The organism is Micromonospora sp. NPDC049580, from assembly GCF_040675595.1.
GTDB lineage: Bacteria > Actinomycetota > Actinomycetes > Mycobacteriales > Micromonosporaceae > Micromonospora.
Genome location: NZ_JBFAPG010000324.1, coordinates 1 through 7,408, shown reverse-complemented (window position 1 = coordinate 7,408; position 7,408 = coordinate 1). Strand labels below are relative to the sequence as shown.

General features: G+C 73.3%; 8 protein-coding genes. All 8 read left to right on the top strand.

The window, feature by feature from the left end; genetic code table 11:
- The first annotated feature begins 66 nt into the window (after window positions 1–66).
- The gene (gene argC, locus AB0J68_RS22730; RefSeq protein ID WP_363940403.1) at window positions 67–1,068 is read left to right on the top strand and encodes an N-acetyl-gamma-glutamyl-phosphate reductase; all 1,002 of its coding nucleotides are present in this window, start codon (window positions 67–69) and stop codon (window positions 1,066–1,068) included.
- Window positions 1,065–2,237, top strand: coding sequence for a bifunctional glutamate N-acetyltransferase/amino-acid acetyltransferase ArgJ (gene argJ / locus AB0J68_RS22725; RefSeq protein ID WP_363940402.1), 1,173 nt, complete (start codon window positions 1,065–1,067; stop codon window positions 2,235–2,237). The genes argC and argJ overlap by 4 nt, the downstream gene beginning before the upstream one ends.
- Window positions 2,234–3,139, top strand: coding sequence for an acetylglutamate kinase (gene argB, locus AB0J68_RS22720; RefSeq protein ID WP_355067113.1), 906 nt, complete (start codon window positions 2,234–2,236; stop codon window positions 3,137–3,139). Before argJ ends, argB begins: the two co-directional genes overlap by 4 nt.
- Entirely contained in the window at window positions 3,136–4,350 is a 1,215-nt protein-coding gene (locus AB0J68_RS22715; RefSeq protein ID WP_355067114.1) for an acetylornithine transaminase, read from the top strand. Before argB ends, AB0J68_RS22715 begins: the two co-directional genes overlap by 4 nt.
- A complete protein-coding gene (gene argF, locus AB0J68_RS22710) occupies window positions 4,347–5,282 on the top strand; it encodes an ornithine carbamoyltransferase (RefSeq protein ID WP_355067115.1) in 936 nt (311 codons plus the stop codon). Before AB0J68_RS22715 ends, argF begins: the two co-directional genes overlap by 4 nt.
- Complete coding sequence (locus AB0J68_RS22705) at window positions 5,279–5,791, top strand: arginine repressor (RefSeq protein ID WP_355067116.1); 513 nt, start codon at window positions 5,279–5,281, stop codon at window positions 5,789–5,791. Before argF ends, AB0J68_RS22705 begins: the two co-directional genes overlap by 4 nt.
- The gene (locus tag AB0J68_RS22700; protein WP_363940401.1) at window positions 5,788–6,990 is read left to right on the top strand and encodes an argininosuccinate synthase; all 1,203 of its coding nucleotides are present in this window, start codon (window positions 5,788–5,790) and stop codon (window positions 6,988–6,990) included. Before AB0J68_RS22705 ends, AB0J68_RS22700 begins: the two co-directional genes overlap by 4 nt.
- Before the next feature lie 17 nt (window positions 6,991–7,007).
- The coding region (locus tag AB0J68_RS22695; RefSeq protein WP_363940404.1) for a lyase family protein at window positions 7,008–7,408 on the top strand (401 nt) is incomplete at its 3' end.

The window sequence follows — 7,408 nt, the reverse complement described above, 5'->3', positions numbered from 1 at the left end:
TGCATGAACTTGCAGCCCTTCGATCAGGGCTGCTAGCCTTCGTTGCATAGTCATGCGGAGGTGAGTATGGGGATCCGAGTCGCGGTCGCCGGAGCGAGCGGGTACGCCGGAGGCGAGCTGCTGCGCCTGATCGCCGGGCACCCGGAGTTCGATCTGGTCGCCGCCACCGCGCACCGCCAGGCCGGGCACCGCGTCGACGTGGTGCACCCGCAGCTCACCGGGCTCGACCTGGTGCTCGGCGAGACCGACCCGTCGACCCTGGCCGACGCCGACCTGGTCTTCCTGGCGCTGCCGCACGGCGAGTCGGCGGCCCTCGCGGCCCACCTGCCGCCCGAGGTGCGCATCGTCGACCTGGGCGCCGACCACCGGCTCGCCGACCCGTACGCCTGGGCGCAGTACTACGGCGGCACGCACGCCGGCCAGTGGACCTACGGGCTGCCCGAGCTGCCCGGCCAGCGGGAGCTGATCGCCGGCTCGACCCGGGTGGCGAACACCGGCTGCTACGCCGCCGCGATCACCCTGGCGCTCGCGCCGTTGCTCGCCGACGGCGTCGCCAACCCCGCCGACGTCGTGGTGGTCGCCGCCTCGGGCACCTCCGGCGCGGGCCGCGCGGCGAAGCCGCACCTGCTGGCCAGCGAGGTGCAGGGGGACCTGTCGCCGTACCGGGTCGGCACCCACCAGCACGTGCCCGAGATCAAGCAGGCGACCGGGGCGACCGGTCTGTCGTTCACGCCGGTCCTCGCGCCGATGCCGCGCGGCATCCTGGCCACGGTCACCGCCGTACCGGCGCGCGGCGTCGACCCGCAGGAGGTGCTGGCGCAGGCGTACGCGGACGCGCCGTTCGTGCACGTGCTGGCGGAGGGGCGCTGGCCGCACACCGCCGCCACCCTGGGTTCCAACTCGTGCCACCTGCAGGCGACCGTCGACGTCGACTCGGGTCGGCTGATCGTGCTCAGCGCACTGGACAACCTCGGCAAGGGCGCCGCCGGCCAGGCCGTGCAGAACGCCAACCTGATGTTCGGCCTGCCGGAGACGACGGGCCTGTCGATCTGGGGAGTCGCACCATGAGCGTCACCGCCCCTCGGGGTTTCCGGGCGGCCGGGGTGGCCGCCGGTCTGAAGGCCAGCGGTGGCGCCGACGTCGCCCTGGTGGTCAACGACGGCCCGGACGCCGGTGTCGCCGGTGTCTTCACCACCAACCGGGTCAAGGCGGCGCCGGTGCGCTGGAGCCAGCAGGTCGTGCAGGGCGGTGTCGTCCGGGCGGTCGTGCTCAACTCCGGTGGCGCCAACGCCTGCACCGGTCCGGCCGGCTTCCAGGACACCCACGCCACTGCCGAGCACACCGCCTCCGCGTTGAGCGCGGTCAGCCCGCGGCTCCTCCTCGGCGCCGGCGAGGTGGCGGTCTGCTCCACCGGCCTGATCGGTGAGCGACTGCCGATGTCGAAGCTGCTGCCCGGGGTCCGTACGGCCATCCGGGGTCTGTCGCGCGACGGCGGTCCGGCCGCCGCCGAGGCGATCATGACCACCGACACCCGGCCGAAGACCACTGTCGCGCGCGGCAGCGGTTGGACGGTCGGCGGGATGGCCAAGGGCGCCGGGATGCTCGCGCCGGGCATGGCCACCATGCTGTGCGTGCTCACCACCGACGCGGTGGCCGGGCCGGCTCTGCTGGATGAGGCGCTGCGCGCGGCCACCCGGGTGACCTTCGACCGGGTCGACTCCGACGGCTGCATGTCCACCAACGACACCGTGCTGCTGCTGTCGAGCGGCGCGAGCGGCATCGAGCCGACCCTGGACGAGCTGGCCGCCGCGGTCACGACGGCCTGTCACGACCTGGCACAGCAGCTCATCGCCGACGCCGAGGGCGCGACCAAGCAGGTCACCATCGACGTGGTCGGCGCCGCCGACGAGGACGACGCCGTCGAGGTGGGCCGCTCGGTGGCCCGCAACAACCTGGTCAAGACGGCGTTGTTCGGCAACGACCCGAACTGGGGCCGGATCCTCGCGGCGGTCGGCACGACGGCCGCCGCCTTCGAGCCGGACGAGGTGGACGTCGCCGTCAACGGGGTGTGGGTGTGCCGGGGCGGCGCTGCCGCCGAGGACCGCTCGAAGGTCGACCTCACCGGCCGGGACGTGACGATCCGGATCGACCTGCACGCCGGCGACGCGGTGGCGACGATCTGGACCAACGACCTGTCCCACGCGTACGTGCACGAGAACTCGGCGTACTCGACATGAGTCTCAGCGGCGATCTCACCCGCGCCCAGGTTAAGGCGGAGACGCTGATCGAGGCCCTGCCCTGGCTGGCGCGTTTCTCCGGCTCCACAGTGGTGGTCAAGTACGGCGGCAACGCCATGACCGAGCCGGCGCTGCAACGGGCGTTCGCTGCCGACATGGTGTTCCTGCGGTACGCCGGTCTGAAGCCCGTCGTGGTGCACGGCGGCGGCCCGCAGATCTCGGCCATGCTGGGCCGGCTCGGCATCGCCAGCGAGTTCCGGGGCGGCCTGCGGGTGACGACCGCCGAGGCGATGGACGTGGTCCGGATGGTGCTGGTCGGGCAGGTGGGCCGGGAGCTGGTCGGGCTGATCAACTCGCACGGTCCGTTCGCCGTCGGGCTCTCCGGCGAGGACGCCCGGCTGTTCACCGCGGTGCGCCGCCCCGCGTACGTGGACGGGCTGCCGGTCGACGTCGGCCAGGTCGGCGACGTCGAGTCGGTGGATGTGTCGGCGGTGACCGACCTCATCGACGCCGGTCGGATCCCGGTGATCTCCACTGTCGCGCCGGACGCCGACGGGGTCCTGCACAACCTCAACGCGGACACCGCCGCCGCCGCCCTCGCCGTCGCGTTGCGGGCCCGCAAGTTGGTCGTGCTCACCGACGTGGCCGGCCTGTACGCGGACTGGCCGGACACCACCAGCCTGATCTCCGAGATCACCGCGGACGACCTGGCCAAGCTGCTGCCCGGTCTCGAGTCGGGGATGGTGCCGAAGATGGAGGCCTGCCTGCGGGCGGTGCGCGGGGGAGTGCCCGCCGCGCACGTCGTGGACGGGCGGGTGGCGCACTCCACGCTGCTGGAGGTCTTCACCTCGGAGGGGTTCGGAACGATGGTGGTGCTTCAGGACGGGATGGTCGGGGCATGAGCAGCCTGCTGCAACGCTGGACGCAGTCCATGATGGACAACTACGGCACGCCGCCGCTGGCGCTGGTCTCCGGCGCGGGGGCAGTGGTGGTCGACGACGCGGGTCGGGAATACCTGGACCTGGTCGGCGGGATCGCTGTCAACGCCCTCGGTCACGCCCACCCGGCGGTGGTGGCGGCGGTGTCCAAGCAGGTCGCGACGCTCGGGCACGTCTCCAACCTCTACGTCGCCGAGCCGCCGGTCGCCCTCGCGGAGCTGCTGCTGGCGCTCGCCGGCCGGCCCGGCCGGGTCTTCTTCGCCAACTCCGGAGCGGAGGCGAACGAGGCCGCGTTCAAGCTGTCCCGGCGCACCGGGCGCAGTCACGTGGTCGCCACCAACGGCGCCTTTCACGGTCGCACCATGGGCGCCCTCGCGCTGACCGGCCAGCCCGCCAAGGCCGACCCGTTCCGGCCGCTGCCCGGCGAGGTGACCCACGTCGACTTCGGTGACGTCGCCGCCCTCGAGGCGGCGGTCACCGACGCCACCGCCATGGTCATCCTGGAGCCCATCCAGGGCGAGAACGGCGTGGTCGTTCCGCCGGCCGGTTACCTGGCGGCGGCGCGGCGGATCACCGACCGGCACGGCGCGCTGCTGGTGCTCGACGAGGTGCAGACCGGCATCGGCCGCACCGGGCACTGGTTCGCCCACCAGGCCGAGGGTGTGGAGCCCGATGTGGTGACCCTGGCCAAGGGGTTGGGTGGCGGGCTGCCGCTCGGCGCGACGCTGGCCTTCGGCCGTGCCGCCGACCTGCTCACCCCCGGCTCGCACGGCACCACCTTCGGCGGCAACCCGGTGAGCTGCGCCGCCGCCCTCGCCGTGGTGGCCACGATCGCCAACGAGGGGCTGCTCGACCACGTCAAGCGCGTCGGCGAACGGCTGCGCCGGGGCGTCGAGGCGCTGGGCCACCCGCTGATCGACGGCGTACGCGGGGCCGGGCTGCTGCTCGGCGTGACCCTCACCGCGCCGGTGGCGCCGGTGCTCGCCGAGACGCTGCGAGACGCCGGCTTCCTGGTCAACGCGGTGCAGCCGGGCGTACTCCGGCTCGCCCCGCCGCTGATCCTCACCGCCGCCCAGGTCGACGCCTTCCTCGCCGCGCTCCCGGCGGCTCTGGACGCGACGGCCGTTGGAACCGACCGGACGCCGACCACCACCACGACGAGGACGACCGCATGATCCGGCACTTTCTGCGCGACGACGACCTCTCGCCCGCCGAGCAGTCCAGCGTGCTCGACCTGGCGGCGCGGATGAAGGCCGACCGCTTCGGCCACCAGCCGCTGGCCGGCCCCCGCTCGGTGGCGGTGCTCTTCGACAAGCAGAGCCTGCGCACCCGGATCTCGTTCGACGCCGGCATCGCCGAGCTGGGCGGGCACCCCCTGGTCGTGGACACCCAGGTCACCCACTTCGGTCGGGGCGAGACGCTCGCGGACGCCGGCCGGGTGCTGTCGCGCTACGTCGCGGCCATCGTCCTGCGCACCCACGGCGACGACCGGATCGCCGAGGTGGCGAGCGGCGCGAGCGTCCCGGTGATCAACGCGCTCACCGACGGTTTCCACCCCTGCCAGCTGCTGGCCGACCTGCTCACCATCCGGGAGCGCTGCGGCGGCACGGCCGGCCGCACCCTCACCTACGTGGGCGACGGCGCCAACAACATGGCGCAGTCGTACCTGCTGGCCGGGGCGACGGCCGGGATGCACGTGCGGATCGCCGGCCCGGCCGGGTTCGCGCCGGCCGCGGCGGTGGTGCGGCAGGCCGCCGAGATCGCCGCCGGCACGGGCGGGTCGGTACGGGTGCTGACCGACCCGGCCCAGGCGGTCCGCGACGCCGACGTGCTCGCCACCGACACCTGGACGTCGATGGGGCAGGAGGCCGACGGACTGGACCGGGTCACCCCGTTCCTGCCGTACCAGGTCAACAAGGAGCTGCTCGGCCAGGCCGCACCGGACGCGATCGTGCTGCACTGCCTGCCCGCCCACCGCGGCGAGGAGATCACCGACGAGGTGCTCGACGGCCCGCAGAGCGCGGTCTTCGACCAGGCGGAGAACCGGCTGCACGCCCAGAAGGCGCTGCTGACGTTCCTGCTCGCGGCGTCCGGGACGACGCGATGAGCGCCCCGCTGACCCGCGCCGCCCGGCACGCCCGGATCGTGGAGCTGATCCGGGACCGGCCCGTGCGGTCGCAGACCGAACTGGCCGACCTGCTCGCCGCCGACGGCGTCGGGGTCACCCAGGCCACCCTCTCGCGGGACCTGGAGGAGTTGGGCGCGGTCAAGGTGCGCGGCGGCGACGGTCCGGCCGTCTACCTGATCCCCGAGGACGGCCAGCGCCCGCTGCGCGACGCCGAGGCGGCGCCGGCCCGGCTGGTGCGGTTGCTGCGGGAACTGCTCAACGGGGTGGACGCCAGCGGCAACATCGCCGTGCTGCGCACCCCGCCGGGCGCGGCCCAGTACCTGGCCAGCGCGTTGGACCGGGCGGGCCTGCCCGAGATCGTCGGCACCATCGCCGGCGACGACACCATCCTCGTCGTGGCCCGCGAGGCCGTCGGCGGGGCCGCGCTCGGTGACAAGCTCGCCGGCTGGGCCCGCCGGGACGACACCGTTGAAGGGACCACGTCATGACCGAGCGGGTCGTCCTCGCGTACTCCGGGGGGTTGGACACCTCCGTGGCGATTCCCTACCTGGCCGAGCAGACCGGCGCCGAGGTGATCGCGGTGGCGGTCGACGTCGGGCAGGGCGGGGAGGACCTCGACGCCATCCGGCAGCGCGCCCTGGACTGCGGCGCCGCCGAGTCCGAGGTCGTCGACGCGCGCGACGAGTTCGCCGCCGACTACTGCGTGCCGGCCATCCGGGCGAACGCCCTCTACATGGACCGCTACCCGCTGGTGTCGGCGCTGTCCCGGCCGCTGATCGTCAAGCACCTGGTGGCGGCGGCGCGCAAGCACGGCGGGACGATCGTCTCGCACGGCTGCACCGGCAAGGGCAACGACCAGGTCCGATTCGAGGTGGGCCTGGGCGCGCTCGCCCCCGAGCTGAAGATCATCGCCCCGGCCCGCGACTTCGCCTGGACCCGGGACAAGGCGATCGCGTTCGCCGAGGAGAAGGGGCTGCCGATCGACGTGTCGGCGAAGTCCCCGTACTCGATCGACCAGAACCTGTGGGGCCGCGCCGTGGAGACGGGCTTCCTGGAGGACATCTGGAACGCCCCGATCGAGGACCTCTACTCGTACACTGACGACCCGGCGGAGCCCCGCGACGCCGACGAGATCGTGATCACCTTCGACGGCGGCGTGCCGGTGGCGATCGACGGCGAGACCGTCACCCCGTACCAGGCGATCCTGGAGCTGAACCGGCGCGCGGGCGCCCAGGGCGTGGGCCGGCTCGACATGGTCGAGGACCGCCTCGTGGGCATCAAGAGCCGTGAGGTGTACGAGGCTCCCGGCGCGATCGCGCTGATCACCGCCCACCAGGAGTTGGAGGCGGTGACCGTCGAGCGGGACCTGGCCCGGTTCAAGAAGAGCGTGGACCAGCGCTGGGGTGAGCTGGTCTACGACGGCCTGTGGTTCTCGCCGTTGAAGGACTCGCTTGACGCGTTCATCGACGACGCGCAGCGGCACGTGAGCGGCGAGGTGCGGCTGACCCTGCACGGCGGCCGGGCCACCGTCACCGGCCGGCGCTCCGAGGAGAGCCTCTACGACTTCGGACTGGCCACCTACGACACCGGCGACACCTTCGACCAGTCCCTCGCGAAGGGCTTCGTGCAGCTGTGGGGCCTTCCGAGTCGGATGGCTGCGGCCCGCGACGCCCGGCTGGATGGCTGACGACCATGGGGACCACAATGGGCGGCGTGGACGACAAGAGCCTCACCGAGAACAGCGCCGGCACCAACCGGACGAGCCTGTGGGGTGGCCGGTTCGCCGGCGGCCCCGCGGAGGCGCTCGCCCGACTGTCGGTGAGCGTGCAGTTCGACTGGCGCCTGGCCCCGTACGACATCGCTGGTTCCCGGGCGCACGCCCGGGTCCTCGCCGGCGCCGGCCTGCTCGACCCGGAGGAGCTGGGCCGGATCCTGGCGGCCCTGGACGACCTGGAGGCGGCCTGTGCCTCGGGGGCGTTCCGGCCCACAGTCGACGACGAGGACGTGCACACCGCGTTGGAGCGGGGCCTGTTGGAGCGCCTGGGCAGCCTCGGCGGCAAGCTGCGCGCCGGCCGGTCGCGCAACGACCAGGTCGCCACCGACCT